Below are 17,279 nucleotides of genomic sequence, written 5' to 3' on the forward strand. Positions count from 1 at the left end.
AAAACATCCTCCATTTTTATGCTTCCTGATGCCTGCAATTTCGCTTCCCTCGATCCAGGTTGATCCCCTCTCCACCAAAAAGCTTTTGGATGACTCCTCCTGGATGTGCAGCCCAAAATCAGATGCACAATCCCGGTCGGTTTGGCCCTCTCATATAACTTCCCATCCAAGGTCAAGAGGTGAGCGGCACAAGAGCTGCCCCGGCGAGAAATAAAGAGGCTTGGAAGGCGATCTTGTTTTCGATTGAGATCTCAATTGCCTCCACTGCCAGCTCTTCTCCCCTGAGAAGCTCGCAGGCTCGGGCGATAAATCTCTGACAATTTTTAAATGATTTCGGCAAAAGCTCCAGACTCTCGCCTAAGAGGAGCACCTGTTTCCAGACAACACTCCCCGCCTCGGCCATGGCAAGGTCAAGTGTGATCAGGTCAGATCCTGCTGCTGCAACCATTGCCTTTTTGGATGGCTCCTCTTTGAAGGCTCGCGGTGTATAAAATCTGTTGAAGTTAGGATGCCATTATATCGGGTTCAGCAGGGTGAGACTGAAGAGTCAGACATCCCAATTGATAATGATTCCTTATTGCCTGACGGGCCGCGGTATCATATGCCCCAAAGATTGAGGCTATTGCCTCATTTAATTCGATCCCTCTCCGATACCCGGAACCGGCAAGTCAAATAGATCCAGCAGAGATCCAATCGCCATGACCAGGAGACCAAATGGGTTGCAGCAGGGCTACTTCGACTCCTCTAGATGCAGATGTGAATTCAATAGATCTTGGGCTATCTATATGATCTAATTTCTATAAAACAAAAAGAATAGCCTGCAGACTCTCTCCGCCATCAGAACAGGCTGGCCAAGAATACGAGGGGCACAATAAACATCACTATGAAACCTATAAGCATCAATCCAATTGCCAGACCATTTCCACCTGCCATGAAGATCCTCCTACTTTCTTTGGCTACTGCTTGGAAGAGGTGATATTAATTACTATCGGATAGGCATCCATCCCAAGCTCCCATAAATCACCTTCCCCACCAGATCCGTCGCTCAAAGATCCCTGCTCCTATCAATCTTAAATAACCGGTCCCCGATCCCATCTGCACAAGGTTTATTTAATTTAACCATCAGGAGAATTTCAGCAAATTATGAGGAATGCTATGCGACTTTCCATGGATTTAGAGCTTCAGGATGTTCCCGGCCAACTGCTCTTGGCTATGCAACCCTTGAGCGATAACAAGGCCAACATCATCAGTGTGGTCCACCACAGGGATCGAAAAACCCCCCGGGGCATGATCCCGGTTCGATTCATTGTGGAGATGGATCGCTCAAGAATCGAGGCGGTAAAGGCCAGGCTCAAGGAGAGCGGGATCTCTGTGGTGCGTGCAGGCGAGGACCGATTCATTGAGTCAGTATCTGTGGTGCTGGTAGGCCATGTTCTGGACAGCGACCTGGGAGATACCATAAACCGGATCGACTCCACCGGCTTTGCCGAGGTGATGGACCTCTCCCTGACCATGCCAGGAGTGAGTGAGCACTCCTCCGCCTATCTCAAGATTCGCGCTACAGGCAAGGCTGAGATCCACAAGGCTTTGACTATTCTGCGCAATGTGGGCGAGGAGAAGAAGCTGCTCGTGATCGAGCCCATTGAGATGGAGGCAGTATGAGAGATGTTAAAATCTCCCTGGTGGGCTTTGGCATAGTGGGGCACGGGGTGGTTGATGTCCTCAGCAGAAAGAGGGAGCTTCTCCGCGAGATGGGCCTGAACCTGAGGCTGGTCAGCGTCACCGATCACACCGGCACAGTGACATCCGAGGATGGAGTGGATGCCAAAAAGATACTGGGCGAGAGGACACTGGCCAATGTGGCCACATCGAGCATGAAGGGGAAGGAGGCCATAGATGCCATAGACTCCGACCTGATGATCGAGGTCACCCCCACCAACATCGTCCACGGCCAGCCGGGGCTGGGCCATATGGAGGCCGCCCTCGCCTCGGGCAAACATGTGGTGACATCCAACAAAGGGCCACTGGTGGTATCCTACGGCCGCCTGAAGAAGCTGGCTGAGGACAATGGCGTAATGCTCAAGTTCGAGGCCACCGTCGGCGGCACAATGCCTCTGATCAGCCTGGTTGAGCGCACACTGGTGGGCAATGCCATCCTGGGCGTCCGGGGCATATTCAATGGCACCTGCAACTATATTCTCACCCGCATGGCCGAGGAGGGCATACCCTATGCCCACGCCCTGAGCGAGGCTCAGGATATGGGAATCGCCGAGGCCGACCCCAGCTACGATGTGGAGGGGGTGGATACAGCAGGAAAGGTGGTCATACTGGCCAACTCTCTGTTCGATATGAATATCAAGTACTCCGATGTTGATGTGACCGGCATAACAGGAGTGACCCCCGAAGCCCTTGCTCTGGCCAAGAAGAGGGGATATGCCATAAAGCTGATCGGGGATGTGCCCGCTCTGACCGTCCGGCCCACACTGGTGCCCATGGACAGCCCCCTGGCTGTGGCCGGGACTTTAAACTCCGCTGCTATATACACCGATCTCTCCGGGACGATCACTGTCTCCGGCCTTGGTGCAGGCTCCATCGAGACGGCCTCTGCCATTCTAACCGATATCACCAGCATTTACAGGACCAAGCGGATAGATGCCATATTCTAGGCATTCCAGAAAATAAAAAAAAAACATGCCAATGACCGGGTAAGAATGAGCAGTTTCTTGAGCTTCGCCCAGCTCTGCCAGAGGGTGGAGGGGGTCTCCGGCTCCCTGGAGAAGATAGAGCTGGTGGCATCATTCCTGAAGGATCTGGATGATGATGAACTGGAGGTTGCCTCCGGGTTCGTTATGGGAGAGATCTTCTCGCCTAGCCTTGATCTGGTGATGGGCGTGGGGCCGAGCATCCTCTATGAGGCTATGGCCCGTGCCTGCGGATGCTCGACAGAGAGGATCATGGAATGGCTCCGCTCCACAGGAGACCCGGGATTGGTGGCATCTATAGCGGTGGAGAATAAAAAGCCCATCGGATTTGCCGCCTTCATAAGACATGATCCTCTCTCCATCAAAGAGGTTCATCAAAGGCTCCTGACAGTGGCACGGGCCTCGGGAAAGGGAAGCCAGGACACCAAGGTCAAGAACCTGCTGTATCTGTTCAGCCAGGCCACTCCTCTGGAGGGGCAATATATCGCCCGCCTGGCGATAGAGGACATGAGAATTGGGGTTGGCGAGGGAGGGATGAGAGATGCCATTGCCCGCGCTTTCTCCCGCGATGCATCAGAGGTGGAGAGGGCCTACAATCTGACCAATGATATCGGCCTGGTGGCCGTCAGTGCTCGGCGGGGTACCCTCGCCGATCTGAGCGTGCAAATAGGCCGCCCCATCAAGATGATGCTGGCCCAGGTAGGAGAGGGGATCTCCTCCTCCATGCAGGAGCTGGGCTCTGCAGCGATCGAGTGGAAGTACGATGGGGCCAGGGTGCAGATCCACAAGGACAAAAAGAGAGTTCGCATCTTCTCCCGCCGGCTGGAGGATGTGACCAGATCCCTTCCCGAGATCGTCCTTCTGGCTCAGGGGGTCAGGGCAGATGAGGCCATCCTGGACGGGGAGGTGGTGGCCATGGGCAAGGACTCCAGACCTCTGGCCTTCCAGGAGATCTTAAAGCGCTTTCGCAGAAAGTACAAAGTGGAAAAGCAGGCTAAGGAGACGCCGTTGCATCTATTTCTCTTCGATCTGATATATCTTGATGGCAACAGCACCCTGGATCTGCCCCTGACCCGACGGCGGGAGCTGCTGGAGGGCATAGCCGATAGCTCGATACTGGCGGATCAGGTCATATCCAACAGCATCCAGCGGGCAGAGGAGATCTACCGCCAGGCGCTGGATAAGGGCCATGAGGGGCTGATCCTTAAAAATCCGCTATCTCCATATGCCCCCGGGAAGAGGGGCAAGAACTGGCTCAAGATCAAGCCGGTTATGGAGACCCTGGATCTGGCAGTGATCGGGGCAAGATGGGGCGAGGGCAGGAGAGCCAGCTTCCTGGGCTCATACCGGCTGGCCTGCCTGGATGAGGCCACGAATAAGCTTTTGGATATAGGCTGGGTGGCTACCGGCCTCACGGACGAGGCTTTGGCGGAGCTGACGGATCTGTTCCAGGATCTGATCTTGATGCAGAAGGGGATGGAGGTCGAGCTGAAGCCGGCGGTGATCTTCGAGGTGGCCTATGAGGAGATACAGAAGAGCCAGAGCTACTCATCAGGATATGCTCTCAGGTTCCCCAGATTGGTGAGGGTGAGAGATGATAAATCGCTGGAGGAGGCAGACAGCCTGGAGAGGGTGGCCTCCCTCTACCAGGGGCAGCGGGGGAGGAACAACTACATCTGATCGGAGATCTTCCCAATAATAAGCTTATTATCAACCTGATTGTGAAGCATATACAACGAAGCGCAATACAATCAAGCAAAATACAGTCAAGCAGATGACACTTGGATAATAATGGATGGGCGAGGAGGTTTTTACGGTGATAACCAAAAGGCTGGTCGAGCTGAAGGATGAGGATCTGCATTCTCTTCTCTCCAGGGATGTGGGCATTCAGGATATCCTTCCTGCAGTAAATGAGATCGTAATGGAGGTTGGCTCGAAGGGAGATGAGGCTTTATTCAGGTATACAGAGAAGTTCGATGGGGCACATCTGAATGATCTGCGCGTCACCCAGGAGGAGATCGATGAATCATATGACCTGGTGGAGGACAGGCTCCTTGAGGCCCTCTCCTCGGCGGCAGATCATATCTTCTATTTCCACAATGAACAGAAAGAGCATGAGCTCTGGATGAGCGAGGCCTCTCCCGGGGTGCTGGTGGGCCAGAAGGTCGTCCCCCTGGACTCTGTGGGGGCGTATGTCCCCGGGGGCAGGGCGGCCTATCCCAGCTCGGCTCTGATGACAGTCATTCCCGCCAAGGTGGCGGATGTGCCCAGGATTGTGGTCTGCACCCCGCCCCAAAAGGATGGATCGATCAATCCCCTGACTCTGGCTGCTGCAGATATGGCGGGAGCGGACGAGATCTACAAGATCGGCGGAGCGCAGGCTATAGCGGCCATGGCCCTGGGGACAGATAGCATTGAAAGGGTGGACAAGATCGTGGGGCCGGGCAATGTCTATGTCACTGCCGCCAAGATGCTTATCAGAGGCTCGTCGGAGATCGATTTTCCCGCCGGACCGAGCGAAGTTCTGATCCTGGCCGACAGGACGGCCGATCCTGGGGTTATAGCTGCTGATATGATCGCCCAGGGGGAGCATGATCCCAAGTCGATCTCCGTCCTCGTCTCCCTGGATGATCTCCTGGCCAGCGCTGTGGCCGAGGAGCTGGAAATTCAGGTGGAGGGAACTGCCCGCTCTGAGATCGCCAGGCTGAGCCTGGAGAGCAGCGCCGTTCTGCTGGCGGACGATATGGATGAGGCGCTGGACTTCGTCAATGCCTTTGCCCCTGAGCATCTGGAGATAATCACCCGGGAGCCGATGAACGTCCTGAGGTCCATTCGCAATGCTGGAAGTGTGTTCCTCGGAAAGTACACCCCGGTGGCAGCAGGGGACTATGCCAGCGGAACGAATCACGTGCTTCCCACCTCCGGATATGCCCGGATCTTCTCCGGCCTGAATGTGGATCACTTCGTCAAGAAGATCACCCTGCAGATGATCACCGATGAGGGGCTGCTGGGGCTTGAGGATACCATAACCACTCTGGCCGAGGCGGAGGGGCTGATGGCCCATGCCGAGTCGGTGAGAAGGAGGCTGGAGCCGCGAGCCTGAAGCGGCCGGCCTGACTGCTGATTATGATCGCCTCTGGACTTCTTTGCAATTGCAAGATCTGGATCTGATCGTGTCCGAGCATCTTTTGGAGATGGCTGGGGCCCGGGTCAGGGTCCGGGATGGGGAGGTGGAGGTTCTGACTGAGCCTGCCATACGCTCCTGCCCCCTGCGCCGGGATCTGTACGGCATCGATAAAGAGAGCAAAGAGACTGTCAAGAAGGTCTTGGAAGAGCATATGGCAGAGCTGGGCATGTACGGCCCGAGGAGAGTGCTGGAGCTCGAGAACAAACCGGTGAGCTTCGGAGCCTCGGAGATCCTCTCCGATGCCCTCACCGAGGGGCTCGTCGATGCCGCAGTGCTGGTCTGCGAGGGAGCGGGAACGGTGGTAGTGGCGAAGCCAGAGGTTCTGCAGGCCATCGGGGCTCATATGACAGGGCTGGTGAGGACAGAGCCGATAGAGGAGATCCAGGCGGGCCTGGAGGATAGAGGCTGCATCCTGATCGACAGACGGGGGAGGGTCGACCAGATCCAGGGCTTTGAGAGAGCAGCAGAAGCAGGATACAGAAAGATTGCTGTAACCGTGGCCGGTCACAGGGCAGATGAGGCTATAGAGCTGAGGAAGAGAAAGAGAGCTATGGGAGCCGGGGCCGCGATTCTAGCCGTTCACACCACGGGCATAAGCATAAGCGAGGCTCAGGTTCTGGCGGAATGCTGCGACCTGGTCTGGTCCTGCGCCTCCCGGGCGGTGCGAGAGGTGGTGAGAGGAAGGGCGCTGATGCAGATTGGCATTGCCATTCCCGTCTTCGCCCTCACTCCAATGGGAAAGAGGCTGATACTGAACCGGGCGATGCATTTTGATGGCCCGCTGCTCCTTCACCGGGCGGGCCTGCCGCTGATGCCGGAGGGAAAGCAGCCAGAGCCACTGGTTTAATCTATCCTAATCCTAACCGCATGATCATTCAACCCCTCCCGATCCGTATTGAGTCATAATCCATCAATCAGGCTGCGGGTCATATTGATGCTCTGCTTAGCCAGATCGTTCTTGGGATTGATCTTCATCACCCTCTCGAAGGCCAAGAGCGCCTCATGAAGCTGGCCCTGGCCGGCCAGAGATATTGCAAGGGAGTACTGAATGAGTTCGTTCTCCGGATCAAGGGCGGCAGCCCTCTGGAAGCTCTCTGCAGCCCGGTCTGCCTCTCCGCAGCTCTCCTGAGCATAGCCCAGCTCCAGCCACAGAACAGGGTCATCAGGAGAGAGCCTGGTCGCATTCTCGAGGGCCTGCCTGGACTGGCTGTGCCTGCCCAGGAGCCTGTACACCTGGCCCAGGTTGTACCAGATGTCCGCAGAGGCCGGGGACAGATTTGCTGCTTCTTGCAGGCTTGCTGCTGCCTCATCATATCTTCCCAGGGCCGCCTGCAGGCTTCCCAGGTTGGACCGGGCAGCCCAGTTCTCCGGATCGATGGTGAGGATATCTGAGAAGCACTGCAGGGCAAAGGAGATATTGCCAGCGCCGGCCTGGGCCAGGCCCATCCCCATCAGGCTTTCTGTCCCATCTACCTCCAGGCCAAGGGCGCTCTCAAAGAGAGAGATGGACCGGGCATACTCCCCCCGGGCACAGAGGATGCCTCCCAGCCCCCTGTAGCCCCGCGGGCTGGGGCCTGCCGCCTGGGCGGCCTGATAGTAGCCCCAGGCTTCATCCAGCCTTCCTCTCTGATAGAGGGCATCTGCCAGCCCCAAGAGGGCGTCCTGGTTTTGTGGCTCGATATCCAATGCCCTCGTGAAGCTCTCTATAGCCGGATCGATATCATTTTGCTGCAGCAGTATCTCTCCCCTTCCCGTCCAGGCAAGGGTGCAGTTGGCATCCTGCTTGAGAAGCTCCCCGTAATAGCGCAGGGCCTGGCCCGATCCCATGAGATCCGACTGCGCCCTTGCCATCCCCAGCAGGGCCATTGTATTCCCATGATCCTTCGCCAGGATGCGGCCGTAGACCTCTGCGGCCTGGGATGGGTCGCCCTTTTCTAATAATCCATAAGCCATCTCCTGCAGGACCATGATGTTATCCGGCTCCTGTTCCAGGATCTGGCGGTAGCAGTCCAGAGCCTCATCCCTCCTCTTCAGGCCGTCCAGAGATCGCCCTTTGCCGTAAAGGGCAGAGAGGTTGTCCCCATCTATCCGGAGGGCAAGGGAATAGCTCTCCAGAGCCGATGTACAGTCCCCCATCGCCAAGAGGAGATCAGCCCTGCCCAGAGCAGTCTCCATATCCTGGGGATCTATCCTGAGGGCCTGATTGAAGGCCTGGAGGGAGGCGTTCAGATCCCCCCTGGCGCGGCGGGCCAGGGCCAGTCCCCGCCAGGATTCCTTCTCCTCCGGCTCCTCCTCCAATGCCATCAGATAGCTCTCTTCCGCCAGATCATTCTCGCCTAACCGGAGGTGGCATTCCGCCCTGCCCCTCAGGGCGAGGGCGTTGCCGCTGTCCACCTCCAGCAGCCGGCTGAAGCTCTCCAGGGCCTCAGAATGACGACCCAGGGAGAGGAGCAGACTGCCCTGACGGGAGAGGGTCTCGCTCTTCTCGCCCTCCTGGGCCAGCGCCCTCTCATAGCTTACCAGGGCGCGATCATAATCTCCGAGCATCTCCTGGGTCTGAGCCTTGCGGTTCCAGAGGGTTATGCTCCCGGGATCGAGGCGGAGGGCGTAGTCAAGGCATATCTGAGCCATTCTGTATCTTCCCGCCTCGATCAGTACCTCTCCTTTCAGGCTCCAGGCCTCCTTGAGGGACTGGTTCAGCCTCAGAGCCTGGTCAAGAGAGCGAACAGCCTCCTGAAGATATCCCAGCTGAAAGAGGATCTTTCCCCTGAGAAGCCATGCCTCAGCCTCTTCCCCCTCCATCTGCAGCGACTGGTTTATCCTCTCTGAGGCCAGGGAATAAGAGCCATTCTGGTAGAGGATCATAGCCTCTTGCAAATAGGAGCCAAGGGAAGGGTCAGAGCCCGCGCCACTGGTGGCAGCTAGAGCAGGGAGGGATTCGGATACGAGGAGGGTGCAGGTCAAGAGAAGGCAGATTAACAGAAACCAGGCCCCGGTGGAGTGTTTTTCCATTGGCATCAGGATCATCTGCCAGCTCTCAGGGGATATAATTAACCTTCGAAAAAAAGGAGAATCAAAGGAGAATTAAAGAAGAATTAAAAGAGAATTAAAGGAGAATTAAAAGAGAATTAAAGGAGAATTTAAAGGGGATGGACTGTCACTGCAGGGTCAGTCTCACCTCATCGCCATCCTTCAGCTTGAGAGCATCTCTCAGCCGCAGAGGGGATATGACCTCCACCAGATCCAGAGGATAAGAGCTCCTGTCTGGGCGGATGATGGCCCCATCCTGGCCATTGATCTTTATCCTGTAGCACCTGCACCCACCATAGGTCCTCTCCTTCTCCTGGAATCCCTCAATGAGAACCTGATGGGGACCGGGATTGAAGGGATCGTCCAGCTTGATATTCAGTGTGCCCGGAAAGGGCACAAATCCGAGCTTCTTGAAGAACTGATTGCGATAGCCCTCGCGAGAGATGTAGTACTGCCCCTCGCCCAGGCCACCCACCACCCTCCCCTGCATGACTGTGCTCCTTTCCCTCTCGAAGATATTCCTGTAATCCTGATACTCGGAGAGCAGCAGCAGCCTTCCGATCTCAGTGATCCTGATCCTCTGGCCTGAGCCCGTCACTTTGCGCTCGATGCAGCCCTTCCCCTCCAGAGAATATAACCTTCTGCTGGCGGTCTGCGGGCTGGAGAGCAGAAGCGAGGCCAGAGCAGAGCTGGATACTCTGATCTGACCGTGGAGCGCTCCCAAGAGCGCCAGATGCTTAAGTGTCTCGATATCCACTAATGAACCCCCTGAGCTTGAAGAGACGATTATCAGAGTGAACTGCCGCGTCATGAAGGGCGCGGCTGTCCGCTTAAAGCATAGCCGTCCGTCCATCCCGGAACTAAGCCTTACGCCTTCGCCCTCCTCCCGTGGTCAGGATCAGGTAAATCGACTTGAAGGTGTTCCCGATGAAAAACCGGGGGGGCGTCCTCTTCCCTATGATCCTCGTCCTCCCCGCCCGGATGGCCTCTATCGCCTCTTCAGCATCTCCGGCATCGATCTCTGTGACACCCAGGCCGACGGTCTCGGCAAAATGAGAGTCGCTCCCTGCGACTGCTGGGAGGCGGCGCCTCCTCGCCTCGATCAAGGCGCGAGCATTGGCTATGCCGAAGAGATGCTTGGAGTTGTAGACCTCCACTGCATCGCACTCCGGTATGCGTCCGATAGCATGGCGGAAGGGATGATATGGATGGGGGACTATTGCTATCCCTCCCTGATCATGGGCCAGATCAGCAGTCTCCTCCGGGCTGAGCCCCCGGCGGGGCAGCTCGGATACTCCCAGGACCAGAAGATGGCCTTCCGAGGTTGTGACCTCCGCTCCGGGGATGAGGATCAGATCCAGTTTGTCCTCCCGGATGATCTTCATCGCCTGCTGAGATCCCCTCAATGTATCATGATCGGTAATGGAGAGCCCGTCCAGATTCCGGCGGGCAGCAGCCCTCAGAATTGTCCTGACATCGTCCCGTCCATCTGAGCAGTTGGAGTGGATGTGAAGATCAAACCTCATCTGCCAACCTCGGGGATGGCCAGACGGCCCTGGAGAGCAGAAGCAGCAGCAGTAGCAGGGCTGGCCAGATAGACCAGACCCCCTTTGCCCATTCTTCCCGGGAAGTTCCGGTTGGAGGTGGAGACGCATATCTCTCCCTCCGCCAGAACCCCCATATGAGCTCCCAGGCAGGGACCGCATCCGGGAGGTCCGATCATAGCTCCTGCCTCCACCAGAGTCTGGATGATACCGCCTCGCAGCGCATCGAGCAGAACCTCTCTTGATGCCGGTATCACCAGGGTTCTGACTGCGACCCTCTTTCCCTTCAATATCCTGGCCGCCACCTCCAGGTCCTCCAGCCTGCCGTTGGTGCAGGTTCCTATGAAGACCTGATCTATCTCCAGCCCAGCCAATTCCGAGACCGGCCGGACGTTATCCACCCGGAAGGGGACTGCTACCTGAGGCTCAAGCTCAGTTATATCGTAATCGTATGTTTTCTGGTATGAGCCCGGATCGGAGTGGACAGGGGTGTAAGGCCGGCGGGCCCGGCCGCGGAGCCACTGCTCTGTCCTCTCATCCGGCGGGACGATGGCCGCCTTGGCCCCCATCTCCACACCCAGATTGCAGAGGGTCATCCTCCCGGATATGCTCAGATCCTCTATGGCGGGACCGGTATACTCGATTGCCTTGTAGGTGGCGCCATCTGCACCCAGATCTCCTATCACCAGGAGAGCGATATCCTTGGCAGAGACAGAAGGAGCTGCCTCTCCCACCACCCGCACCTCCAGGGTCTGGGGCACCCGGAACCAGAGCCGGCCGCTTGAGTAGATCTCGGCCATGTCAGTGGCTCCAACGCCAGTACCAAAGGCTCCAAAAGCGCCATAGGTGCAGGAATGGGAGTCAGCTCCCACCAGGAGCAGGCCGGGAAGGGCGAAGCCCTGCTCGGGGAAGACCTGATGGCAGACCCCAGTACCGCAGTCGAAGAGGTGAGATATCCTCTGCTCTCTTGCCCACTCCCTCACCTCTCTTTGCAGATCGGCTGCAGTTTCATTGTTTGCAGGCACGATGTGATCGAAGGGCACAACCACCCTCTCCGGATCCCAGACCCTCTCCGAGCCCATCTCCCGGAAGGATCGGATGGCCAGGACAGATGTCCCGTCATGGGACATGGCATAATCTATATCCGCCTCCACGATCTCCCCGGGCTCTGCTATCCCGGGATGGCCGGAGGCACGGGAGAGGATCTTCTGGCTTATGCTCGCCAAGTCCCGCCCGCCTCAGTGTTGCTCGCTCTCTCTCTCAAATGTCAGTCCTCCATCATCTCAGACGCCCTTCTGCCGATCTTCGATCCGATCTGAGGGCCTGCACTGGATCTCCTCCTCAGAGGGCATCATATAGGCTATATCCTCTGCCGGATGGCGGTAGAGCCGGGAGCCGAGGCGCTTTTGATCCAGGATATGCCCTATCAGGCCGATGCTGCGGCCCAGGGCGAACAGCCCGTTCAGATATCCCAGGCGCACCACCTCATCGATCTCCTCCTTGCTGAAGGCGCCGCAGGAGCTCATCAGATCGATGAACAGAATGCCGATGCATCCGTCGACATTCAGTATCAGGTTGCCCTTTTTAGCTGTGGTGAGCTCTTCGACCAATAGGGCGTAATCCAGCAGCTCAGTCGAGGGGAAGTGGGCCCGGGCATAGCTTATGAGCAGCTGAACTCTCTTGTCAGGGTTCTTGACGCTCTTTATCTTGTGGCCGATGCCAGGGATGTTAATCCCCTTCCTCTTCATCTCATTCACAAACTGCTCCGGGGCCAGGCCGGTCTCCTGTGCCCGCTTGAACTCCCGCGCAGCATCGTCGATTGCTCCCCCAAACCGGGGGCCAATGGTCAAAAGGCCACTGCATAAGGATGAGATCAGATCCTTTCCTGCACAGGAGGCCACTATGGCATTATGCGCGCCTGAGACAGCCGGGCCGTGGTCGGCTACGATCTGTATGACCAGCTCGATGAATTTGGCGGCATAATCGGGCAGCTCCTTCTTGAACCACAGCAGGCCTATGACTCCACCGATCCCCATCCTCCTGTCCAGGACATCGGACAGCCTCCTTCCGGCATACAGCAGCTCCTCCCCGCTATCATCGGATATTGTACAGATGAATGTGGTGGGCTTGCGGATCTCGCCCGAGGCGAGGGCTTTGCTGTAGTCAGCGGGTATGAAGGGCACCTCAGGCTCCTCAAACCTCTGCACAATGCCCTGAGAGAGAAGCATCTCATAGACCTGGCGAACCACATCTCCATAGTCATCGAAGGACCGGGGCACATAGGCGCCAGCCTGGCGGAAGGCATCGTTCTTGGCCTGAGCGGTCTCCTTTTCTGTGTCGGCCTTGGCCCCGGCATGGCCGAACTGGACACTAGCCGGAAGGAAGGGAGAGCAGGTGCCGGTGACCCAGGCCACCAGGGGCTTGGTGATCCTCTTGTCTTTCAGGGCCTGGATTATCATGTACTCATCCTCCCCGCCCAGCTCGCCCAGGCAGGCGATCATCTTGATGGCCGGATTTTTCTCATAACGGAGGATATGATCGAGCATATTCGATCCAGGGTAGCGATCTCCTCCGATGGCCACCCCCTCATAGATGCCATCGGTGTTTCTGGAGATGATATTGAAGGCCTCATTGAGCATGCCGCCGGATTTGGAGACGAAGCCCACGCATCCAGGCCGGTAGAGCTTGGAGGCGATGATATTCTCGATGGTGCCGGCGGTGTTCCCTATGCGGAAGGCACCGGCGGCCATTCCTCCCACTGTCGCCGGGCCGATGACGATCTTATTCAGCTTTCTGGCAGTGGCGGCCATCACTCTGGACTGCCTCTCCGGCACCCCCTCAGCGATGACGGCGACGACGCGGATGGTATCTTCCGCCAATGCCTCCATTGTGGTCTCGAAGGCAGAGCGGTGGCTGGCAAAGTTGACCATCACATCTGCCTCTGAGCAGGCCGCTGCTGCCTGGGAGATGCTCTTGTACATGGGCAGGATTATCTCCTTGGTCCCCCAGAATGCCTTATGGATCCCTGCTCTGCTGGGATTTATGATGGCTGAGATGCTGGGCGACTCGCGTTTGCAGATGTAGTCGAAGTCCAGCATGCGCTGGATGGCATTGGTCTGATAGCCATAGACAAATGCCTTTGAATCTTTATCAAAGAGAATGTATTCTTTCCTGCTCATTGATTCTCCTCCAGTGCCAGGGAGACGATTCTTGTCATATGCGTCTCCGGTCCGTGGACCTTAATGGGAACTCCAAGCCTCTTGCCCAGATCGCGCATGAGATTTAAGCCCTGCTCATAGTTGGGACCGCCCCGGCGGACATAGATCCGGACCCCGAACTCTTGCAGTTTCTGCTGGTACTCCTCCAGGGCCATGACCACTCCCTTGAAGGTCTTGGCCACATCAGTGAAGTTGGCAATAGCCCCGCCGATGAGGAGCACCTTTCCTTGAGGGTGCTTGCTCCTGGTCATCAGATCCAGGATGGTGCTGGTGTAGTGGTAGGTCTCCTCGGTATTGGGGTCTCCACTGTACTCGCCGTAATTGGCCATCTCACAGGCATATCCAAGGTCACAGATGGTATCATCATAAATCACACTCGCCCCTCCTCCTGCGATCATCGTCCAGATCCTTCCCTCCGGGTTGAGGATGGTGAGCTTTAAAGAGGCCCCGGTCTTGGAGTCGATCTGATGGATGAATAGCTCCTCTTTGGAGGGAGTCTTTCCGAAGGGGTCGGGAAAGGCCAGGCCCGCCCATCTCTTCCTCTGCCAGTACTCCTCTGCATCATCCAGCTTTGCCACTACATCCAGGGGGACGATAGAGGGGCCTTCGAAGGTGAAGGGGTTGATCTCCAGGTAAGCGAATCCGGTCTCAGTATAAAACCTCCATAGGGCGATGATGAACCTCTCTATTGCCGCCCTTCTCTCTCCCAGCTCTGCTGGCAGCAGGGAGCCTATGTCCAGATCGTCTATCCCTGCCAAGGTGTCCACGTGGATGGAGAGCATCCTGTCCCAGTTCTCCTCCACGCTGATGCCGCCGGCCATTGAGAATAAGATGTTGTCCCCTTCATAATCCGAGCTGATGGCCACATAGTACTCATCCTCATGAGGGGTGAAGGGCTCGATGAGAAAGTGGGATAGCCTCCCGGTTACTCCTCCTATGGTAACCTCCAGGCCCATGTTCTCCCTGAGGTACCCCTTTGCTCCCTCCCAGTCAGCATCCAGGAGAACCAGGCCCAGCCTTCCTCTCTTGCCGAAGAGCTGATCCGGTTTGACCACCAGCCTGGTCGTCTTCAGCCAGGGATTTGCTCCCTCCAGCTCCTCCAGATCTGTATCAGGCCCAACCAATACCAGGTTCCCTTTATATGAGAAATCATTGAGGTACTCGGGAAGGTATCTAGCCAATAGATTCTTTGCGTCATATTCCCTGATGCCTCTTTGCGCCATGTCAAAACCACCTTCGCCGCCCTAATGCTCTTCTTATTTACAAACTTTTCTCCGGGGCAAGATATTTGTTTCGGGAAAATGTTAAAAGTCCTTCTGGAGGATCGGCTCATTATGAGGTACCACGCTTCCGAAATAGCAATGGTCGAGCCTGCAGATGCCGTCTTGGCTGACATAGAGAAGAGGTATCTGGCCTGCCCTGACTGCCCGCCTGAGCCTGATCTGGACAAGACCCGCGGTTGGCGGGATCTTCCTGGGAGGATAAAGAGGTGCCCATCCTGCGGTAGGGCGGCGCTTGATGCTGTAATGCTCGATGCTCTTCATGTTCTGCATGAATTCGGCCTGCGCGACGAGCGGGATACTCTAAGAAGCGTAGGATCGCCGCTGTTAGCTGTGGGCTATCCCCTCGCCTATCCACCCCGCCTGGGGCGGGAGGGGCTGATCATTCAGGGACAGAACATATCACAGAAAGCCGCTCAGGCCATGGTGGAGAGGATCTCGGAGATCAGAGGGGTTATCCTCTCCCAGGGCATTCCTGGGATGCATAAAGCAGGTGAAAAACCCCAGGAGAATCTGCTCTTGGCCGGATCCGATCTCAGAGCGGACGTCTGCCAGAGCCTCTTTGGAGAGCTTGTCATCTACAAGCACCAGTCGAAGATCCATATCGAGTTCTCCAGGCAGAACGCCCCCAAGATGAGGATAATAGAGCAGCTCATGCTGAAGGGAGGGGCTTTCCGGGTGGTGGACGGGCTTTGCGGCCCGGGAACGCTGGGGCTGATGTGCGCCCTGGCCGGGGCGAGAGAAGTGGTCCTGAATGATGCCTGGCTGCCGGCGGTGCAGGACGTCCTCCTCAACCTGAAGGCCAATCAAGAGCTGCTGGGGATAGAGGAGATAGAGTATCCCGAGGAGGCATCTGAGCCAGTGGGGACGGCACCGGTATTGGCGGGCCGTGCCAGCGGTGCCATCGATATAGAGGTCTATCACGGCGATCTGGCCAGGCTCTTCCAGAGGGCAGAGCCTGCTGACCTCTGTCTGATCGATCATTTTCCAGGAATGGATACAGGAGAGATGAGAGAGGCTTGCCGCTGTTGTAAAGAGGTAGTGGTGCTCTAGAACTTGAAATCGATTCTCCAGATCGATGATAAATGGGACAGCGCGGATTTGAACCGCGGTCCAAGAGTCCCAAACCCTCGAGGATAGACCAGGCTACCCCACTGTCCCAACAGCGAGTGCTTCTAGTGGCATGGCGGACTTAAAAGCCTTTTGCTAACCTCTTCTCCGCCCCGGCGATCAGGGCCTCCCGGTTGATCTTCTTGACCAGATAAGCAGTTGCCACCCCGCCCAGTGAGGTCAGCATCCATAACTGGACCAGACGGATGAGGAGGGTTGACGAGACTGCTGTATGCACGGGCAGGCCGATGGCAGTGAAAAGGGTGCTCATCACTATGTCCACCACCCCCAGGCCGCCGGGCAGGAATATGGGCAGCATCTGCAGGAATATCATGACAGAATAGACCGCCAGGACCGCCCATAGAGGGATGAATACCCCCATCGAGAGGAAGACGACCACAGCCACCATGGTCATGCATAGCCATGCCGCCAGGGCCCAGAAGGTGCTGATGAAGAGGGTCTTTTTATGCTCTGCCAGCAGCGTCATGGAGTGGTGAAACCGGCCCAGAATGCGGCTGCACTGGCTCTTGTCTATACGGACGGGAAATAACATCTCCACATACTTGATGAGAGCAAAGGCGATCCTCTCCAGCCAATCGTCCAGAAAGCAGATGGCAAAGAATGTGCCATTCAGGACGAGCAGGACCAGGGCAATGGAATAGCATATGGCCAGAGCCCAGGGGGGAGCATTTGTGGCCAGGTCCAGGTATGCGAGGCCGATGGCTGTTCCCAGAAAGAAGGGTATGGCGGTGATGATCCTGGTGGTGGCCACAGTGGCCGAGGACTGGCCGATTCGCGATCCGCCGTCGAGCTTCTCCAGGAAGTAGATCCTTGCCGTCTCCCCGGAGAAGCTGCCCGAGGGTATGAGATTGTTCATAAAGCCGCAGGACAGGTAGATGAGAAATATATCCCGGATGGGCACCTTGTAGTCGAACTTGAGGACTATAGACCTCCAGGCCAGAGCATCAAATAATACCCCCAGCAGGGCCAGGAGTGCGGCCAGAGCAAATAGGCTCAATTTTATGCTTTTCAGGCTCTCTATCACATCCTGATAGCCGGCATGATAGAGATAAAGAGAGTAAGCGAGGAGGCCTACTGCAATCAAGGCTATTGATTTTTTGGCCTGGATTGTAGGAAGCTCTATCTCGCCTTTCACATATCAGATAATGGGATAGCTGGTTAAAAATATTCCGTTTGGAGTCTTTGAA

14 protein-coding genes and 1 tRNA gene are annotated in these 17,279 nt (G+C 56.6%); 6 read left to right on the top strand and 9 right to left on the bottom strand.

Going from position 1 to position 17,279, the window contains the following annotated elements; translation table 11 throughout:
- Window positions 1-172: 172 nt before the first annotated feature.
- Window positions 173-448, bottom strand: a complete 276-nt coding sequence (locus IPI63_RS02070) for a hypothetical protein (RefSeq protein ID WP_292476358.1) — start codon at window positions 446-448, stop codon at window positions 173-175.
- 707 nt (window positions 449-1,155) lie between these two features.
- Between IPI63_RS02070 and IPI63_RS02075 the strand changes: the two genes are divergently transcribed.
- The 5 genes from IPI63_RS02075 to IPI63_RS02095 all read left to right on the top strand — a co-directional run bounded on the left by IPI63_RS02075 (window position 1,156) and on the right by IPI63_RS02095 (window position 6,736).
- Window positions 1,156-1,662, top strand: a complete 507-nt coding sequence (locus tag IPI63_RS02075) for an amino acid-binding protein (protein ID WP_214065722.1) — start codon at window positions 1,156-1,158, stop codon at window positions 1,660-1,662.
- On the top strand, window positions 1,659-2,666 hold the full coding sequence (locus IPI63_RS02080; protein ID WP_292476359.1) for a homoserine dehydrogenase: 1,008 nt from the start codon (window positions 1,659-1,661) through the stop codon (window positions 2,664-2,666). Before IPI63_RS02075 ends, IPI63_RS02080 begins: the two co-directional genes overlap by 4 nt.
- Before the next feature lie 45 nt (window positions 2,667-2,711).
- Window positions 2,712-4,382: an ATP-dependent DNA ligase gene (locus IPI63_RS02085; RefSeq protein WP_292476360.1), complete on the top strand. Its 1,671-nt coding sequence runs from the start codon at window positions 2,712-2,714 to the stop codon at window positions 4,380-4,382.
- A gap of 136 nt (window positions 4,383-4,518) precedes the next feature.
- Window positions 4,519-5,805: a histidinol dehydrogenase gene (hisD, locus tag IPI63_RS02090; protein ID WP_292476361.1), complete on the top strand. Its 1,287-nt coding sequence runs from the start codon at window positions 4,519-4,521 to the stop codon at window positions 5,803-5,805.
- A 70-nt stretch (window positions 5,806-5,875) separates the two neighbouring features.
- The gene (locus tag IPI63_RS02095) at window positions 5,876-6,736 is read left to right on the top strand and encodes a methanogenesis marker 8 protein (protein WP_292476362.1); all 861 of its coding nucleotides are present in this window, start codon (window positions 5,876-5,878) and stop codon (window positions 6,734-6,736) included.
- Between the two features lie 53 nt (window positions 6,737-6,789).
- Here IPI63_RS02095 and IPI63_RS02100 read toward each other — a convergent pair whose 3' ends face one another.
- From IPI63_RS02100 to IPI63_RS02125, 6 genes are all read right to left on the bottom strand, one after another.
- Window positions 6,790-8,916, bottom strand: a complete 2,127-nt coding sequence (locus tag IPI63_RS02100) for a tetratricopeptide repeat protein (RefSeq protein ID WP_292476363.1) — start codon at window positions 8,914-8,916, stop codon at window positions 6,790-6,792.
- Window positions 8,917-9,046: 130 nt separating this feature from the next.
- Window positions 9,047-9,676 (bottom strand): DUF120 domain-containing protein, encoded by a 630-nt coding sequence (locus IPI63_RS02105; RefSeq protein WP_292476364.1) that lies wholly within the window; start codon window positions 9,674-9,676, stop codon window positions 9,047-9,049.
- A gap of 103 nt (window positions 9,677-9,779) precedes the next feature.
- Window positions 9,780-10,445 (bottom strand): PHP domain-containing protein, encoded by a 666-nt coding sequence (locus IPI63_RS02110; protein ID WP_214066510.1) that lies wholly within the window; start codon window positions 10,443-10,445, stop codon window positions 9,780-9,782.
- Window positions 10,442-11,689 carry a 3-isopropylmalate dehydratase large subunit gene (locus tag IPI63_RS02115; protein ID WP_292476366.1) on the bottom strand — a complete coding sequence of 416 codons (1,248 nt, stop codon included), beginning with the start codon at window positions 11,687-11,689 and terminating at the stop codon, window positions 10,442-10,444. Before IPI63_RS02115 ends, IPI63_RS02110 begins: the two co-directional genes overlap by 4 nt.
- Before the next feature lie 57 nt (window positions 11,690-11,746).
- The gene (locus IPI63_RS02120; RefSeq protein ID WP_214066512.1) at window positions 11,747-13,642 is read right to left on the bottom strand and encodes a citrate/2-methylcitrate synthase; all 1,896 of its coding nucleotides are present in this window, start codon (window positions 13,640-13,642) and stop codon (window positions 11,747-11,749) included.
- A complete protein-coding gene (locus IPI63_RS02125; protein WP_214066513.1) occupies window positions 13,639-14,904 on the bottom strand; it encodes an ATP citrate lyase citrate-binding domain-containing protein in 1,266 nt (421 codons plus the stop codon). The genes IPI63_RS02120 and IPI63_RS02125 overlap by 4 nt, the downstream gene beginning before the upstream one ends.
- A gap of 111 nt (window positions 14,905-15,015) precedes the next feature.
- Between IPI63_RS02125 and IPI63_RS02130 the strand changes: the two genes are divergently transcribed.
- Window positions 15,016-16,014, top strand: coding sequence for a methyltransferase (locus IPI63_RS02130; RefSeq protein ID WP_214066514.1), 999 nt, complete (start codon window positions 15,016-15,018; stop codon window positions 16,012-16,014).
- A 33-nt stretch (window positions 16,015-16,047) separates the two neighbouring features.
- Here the strand turns inward: IPI63_RS02130 and IPI63_RS02135 are convergent.
- A tRNA-Pro gene (locus IPI63_RS02135) sits at window positions 16,048-16,122 on the bottom strand.
- A 31-nt stretch (window positions 16,123-16,153) separates the two neighbouring features.
- The gene (locus IPI63_RS02140) at window positions 16,154-17,227 is read right to left on the bottom strand and encodes a lysylphosphatidylglycerol synthase transmembrane domain-containing protein (protein ID WP_292476368.1); all 1,074 of its coding nucleotides are present in this window, start codon (window positions 17,225-17,227) and stop codon (window positions 16,154-16,156) included.
- Window positions 17,228-17,279: the final 52 nt, after the last annotated feature.

This window comes from Methanothrix sp. (genome assembly GCF_016706325.1).
In the GTDB taxonomy this organism is placed as follows: Archaea; Halobacteriota; Methanosarcinia; order Methanotrichales; family Methanotrichaceae; genus Methanothrix.

Excerpts from the sequence above, each read along its gene's own strand:
- IPI63_RS02070 (WP_292476358.1), bottom strand. The coding sequence starts at position 448 with ATGGTTGCAGCAGCAGGATCTGACCTGATCACACTTGACCTTGCCATG.
- IPI63_RS02075 (WP_214065722.1), top strand. The coding sequence starts at position 1,156 with ATGCGACTTTCCATGGATTTAGAGCTTCAGGATGTTCCCGGCCAACTG.
- IPI63_RS02080 (WP_292476359.1), top strand. The coding sequence starts at position 1,659 with ATGAGAGATGTTAAAATCTCCCTGGTGGGCTTTGGCATAGTGGGGCAC.
- IPI63_RS02085 (WP_292476360.1), top strand. The coding sequence starts at position 2,712 with ATGAGCAGTTTCTTGAGCTTCGCCCAGCTCTGCCAGAGGGTGGAGGGG.
- IPI63_RS02100 (WP_292476363.1), bottom strand. The coding sequence starts at position 8,916 with ATGATCCTGATGCCAATGGAAAAACACTCCACCGGGGCCTGGTTTCTG.
- IPI63_RS02110 (WP_214066510.1), bottom strand. The coding sequence starts at position 10,445 with ATGAGGTTTGATCTTCACATCCACTCCAACTGCTCAGATGGACGGGAC.
- IPI63_RS02120 (WP_214066512.1), bottom strand. The coding sequence starts at position 13,642 with ATGAGCAGGAAAGAATACATTCTCTTTGATAAAGATTCAAAGGCATTT.
- IPI63_RS02125 (WP_214066513.1), bottom strand. The coding sequence starts at position 14,904 with ATGGCGCAAAGAGGCATCAGGGAATATGACGCAAAGAATCTATTGGCT.
- IPI63_RS02130 (WP_214066514.1), top strand. The coding sequence starts at position 15,016 with ATGAGGTACCACGCTTCCGAAATAGCAATGGTCGAGCCTGCAGATGCC.